Origin of the sequence: Muribacter muris (genome assembly GCF_001038205.1) — a bacterium.
Taxonomy (GTDB): domain Bacteria; phylum Pseudomonadota; class Gammaproteobacteria; order Enterobacterales; family Pasteurellaceae; genus Muribacter; species Muribacter muris.
Genome location: NZ_JWIZ01000102.1, coordinates 1 through 3,895 on the forward strand (window position 1 = coordinate 1; position 3,895 = coordinate 3,895).

The window sequence follows — 3,895 nt, forward strand, 5'->3', positions numbered from 1 at the left end:
AAAATCACATTAATGGTATTGAACATTTTTGGAGTCAGGCGAAACCCGTGCTGCAAAAATACAACGGAATAAACCGAAAAAACTTCCCCTTATTCCTGAGGCATGTGAATTTCGGTTTAACTTTGGGATACCAAAAGCACAACTAAACACGTTACGCAAATAGTGTGATATTTAGGGCTAATCTACTACAGCCCCAAAAATATTTAGTTTAGAACACTAAAGGTGGTGTTGGTAAAATTTTTTGATATACGGTTTATCCCTTGAGTATACTATTTCGCATTCAGAAAAAGATGCAGCAGTTATTGACGTGTGCCCCAGTTTAATGTATCTGGAATTATTCTTGGAGGGAGTGGTACTGGTGAGGGTAATTTAGATAAACTAAGAAATAATGAACAAACTATCGCTGGGTATATTAAAGATAGATTTAATAAATTCACTTATTCCTATCAATCCTAAGTAGTAATGTACAAGAAAATGTATTGAACTCAAAAGTTTGTTGCAATCGGTAAAAAAGGATAAAATACCGCAATTTTAACGCTTTTTATTTCTTATATTTCAAGGTCGGACAATGAAAAAACACCATATTCAAACCCTTATTCCAAAGCAAGATGTGCAGCAGCGTATTGAGGAATTAGCCAAAGAGATTAACCACTATTATCAGCATAATCATTGTGAGAGCCTTGTGGTGATTGGGTTGTTACGAGGGTCGTTTATGTTTATGGCGGATTTAGTACGCCGCTTGGATTTGCCAGTGGAGGTGGATTTTCTGACGGCTTCCAGTTATGGATTGAGTACTGAATCCAGCCGTGATGTGAAAATTCTGAAAGACTTGGACGGCGATATTGCCGGAAAAGATGTGTTGATTGTCGAAGACATTATTGATACCGGCTTTACCTTGAGCAAAGTGCGGGATATTTTACGCCTGCGTGAGCCGAAATCCTTGGCCATTTGCACATTGTTGGATAAGCCTTCCCGCCGTGAAGTTGATGTGCCGGTGGAGTGGATAGGCTTTGCGATTCCCGATGAATTTGTTGTCGGTTACGGGATTGATTATGCCCAACGCTATCGCAATTTGGATTATATTGCCAAAGTGGTGCTTGACGCCTAATTGTCAAAAAAACACGCTAAACTAACCGCTTGTGGTATGCAACTTCAAGCGGTTTTTGTATTCTAACGGCTATCAAAAACGGAGGGATTATGTGGAAGAAAACCTTAGTGTCGCTATTGTTGTTTAGTTCGGCGACAATGGCTAAATCGGAGAAACACAGCGTGTCCGCACCGGCATTGGACGCATTAAAACAGCAGTGGACGCAGGCATATCAACAAGCACAACAAACATTAGTCGCCGAACGGGAACAGTTTCTGCAATTAGAAGCCTTGCTGAAAAATGCTGAAAAGCAGGGTAAATTATCCGATCGTGTATTAGCTTTGGCGAAACGTTTAATATCCGATGACTACCCTTTAAAACCGGACGCCGATTGGCTTATCTTTAAGACGTTAGTGGCAAGCGAACGTTTTACGCCGGAACAGTTGGAGCACGAAGTAGCGCAATTTGCCGCCCAATATCCGTTGATTGCCAAGCGTAATCGGTTGGCACAACTGCCTTATACGCACTATTATCAAGCACAGAAATTACCGGAACTGATTGCGTACAGCCAAGCCGTGCCGCCAGAGACAATGGACAATATGTGCCGTGTGTTTGCGGCAAAATTTCAGCTATTAGCCGAAAAAACAGCACTCAATCCGGAAGCGGAGCAGGCTGGCAGCCCGGCAAACGCTTCGCCGGAAATGGCGGAACTGCTGACAGCGTTCGATACTTTTTGGCAGGGTAAAATCGCGCAACAAAATGAGAAATTGGGTGAGGCGGAAGCAAGTTATTGGCGCAAAAATGCGTTTTTGCCCTTGGAATGCGGCGGAATAGAAGCCTATTGGCGAGATCAGGGATTAAAAACGGCGGCAAAAATTCAGCAAAAAGCACTCTATTTATTTCAGTTAGGGGCGAAGCCAGCCTTAGTCTCGCTTAACGAAAATAGCCAAGATCCCGAATTAAACGGCTGGTTGAGCGCGTTGGAAAAACTGCTCGCCGAGCCGAAAAATTTGCAACATTTTGTGCAGAACCAACCGCTTACAGAGGTTAATCGCCGGATCATTGAGAAAGCCTTCCCTGCGTTTGTGCGTACACTGGCAGAACAGATGGATAACCCCAACTTTTCTGTCTATCAAGGCTGGGCGGAAAAATGGGGGCTGAGCGAGGAAACGCAAAAAGCGTGGAAAATGGCGTTTATCAGTCGGGTATTTGACAATCTCGATCCGGCTTTTCAGCTCTGGCGGGACGAACAGTTGCTCGCCTTAAAGGCAGATCAACTCACTGAGCGGCGATTACGCACAGCGATTTTCCAGCAAACGCCGTTGAAACCGTGGCTGGACAATTTAACACCGCAAGCGAAAGAGAAAGCGGAATGGCGTTATTGGCAGGCAAAAGCCGACCCGAAACAGCGAAATGTCTTACTGAATGCTTTGGCAACGGAGCGGGGATTTTACCCGATGCTTGCCGCTCACGCCTTGGGCAAACCTTACACTCTTAATTTACCGTCAGTTGTGTCTTTAACGCCTCATCAGCAGGCACAATTTACACCAGCGTTGGAACGGGTGCGGGAGTTGAGGGCGTTAAAACGTTTTGAGGCAGCGAAAACAGCGTGGATTGACCTGTTACAAGCGGTCAGTTTTGACGAAAAAATTGCATTGACCGATTATGCCAACGGGCAAAGCTGGGTGGATTTAGCGGTGGAAGGCACAATTCAGGCGAAAGCGTGGGATTATGTTCAGCTACGCTTGCCGAATGCCTATGCCCAATGGTTTGATCTGCATTTGACCGATCACAATATCACTAAAACCTTTGCAATGGCGATTGCCCGCCAAGAAAGTGCGTGGAATGCGCAAGCCCGCTCCCACGCCAACGCACAGGGGCTAATGCAAATGTTGCCAAGCACGGCGAAACAGACGGCGGATAATCAGCAACTGCCGTTTAGCGAGCGAGATTTGCTCGATCCGTTTAAAAATATTATGCTTGGCACGGCACATTTGGCGGAGTTAAACGAAAAATATCCGAATAACCGCATTTTAATTGCCGCAGCTTATAATGCAGGAGCGCATCGGGTAAAAACGTGGCTGGAACGTGCCGGCGGGCGTTTGGCAATGGACGAATTTATTGTCTCAATTCCGTTTTTGGAAACCCGTGGCTATGTGCAAAATGTACTGGCGTATGACTATTATTACCAAATACTTCAAGAACAGCCCCAAAAAGTGATGTTTAGTCAGGAGGAAGCATCAAACTATTAGCTATATACAATCGAACTCTAAAAGTATATATTGTAAAAATTTAACTAAGTATACTTAAGAGGTGAATTATGAAAAAAAGCAAGCTAGCAGTAGTAATAATCGGGGCATTTATTTTGAGTGCTTGTGGCGGAGGAGGGAGCGGTGGCAGCTCTAATCCTTCTTCATCCAAAATAAATAAGCCTGTTAATGATTTGGTGGAAAATCCGAAGAAAGAGGATGATACTAAAAATAAAGTACAGGACAAGCCTAGAGAGCCTGATACTATTTTTGGTAATTATGTATTTGGTGTTAGTACAAAAGATTCAGGTATTACATCAATCTCTATATCAGGCAAAGATTTAAATACATTGGATATATGGGGAAAATCAATACCTTTGGCAGATCCTGCTGTTGTTGCAAAGGATGGTTGGAAAGCTGTTGGTTTCAATGGTATAGGTGTTGTTAATGATGAAACGTTATTAAGTTAGGGGCTGTACTAGATAACTAGGGAAATCTAATTTCAGGTTAGAATAATCCCTATGAGAAGAAGTCGTTTAAGTCAGTACAAGCAAAACAA

3 protein-coding genes and 1 pseudogene are annotated in these 3,895 nt (G+C 43.6%); all 4 read left to right on the plus strand.

Annotated features, from left to right (window positions below; genetic code table 11):
* Positions 1-163 (plus strand): annotated as a pseudogene (locus RO21_RS12255) (IS1595 family transposase); the annotation flags it as partial.
* Positions 164-568: 405 nt separating this feature from the next.
* A complete protein-coding gene (gene hpt, locus RO21_RS11640; RefSeq protein ID WP_047977948.1) occupies positions 569-1,108 on the plus strand; it encodes a hypoxanthine phosphoribosyltransferase in 540 nt (179 codons plus the stop codon).
* An 89-nt stretch (positions 1,109-1,197) separates the two neighbouring features.
* Entirely contained in the window at positions 1,198-3,339 is a 2,142-nt protein-coding gene (locus tag RO21_RS11645; protein WP_053067784.1) for a transglycosylase SLT domain-containing protein, read from the plus strand.
* A gap of 68 nt (positions 3,340-3,407) precedes the next feature.
* Complete coding sequence (locus RO21_RS11650; RefSeq protein ID WP_047977949.1) at positions 3,408-3,806, plus strand: hypothetical protein; 399 nt, start codon at positions 3,408-3,410, stop codon at positions 3,804-3,806.
* The last annotated feature ends 89 nt before the right edge of the window (positions 3,807-3,895 follow it).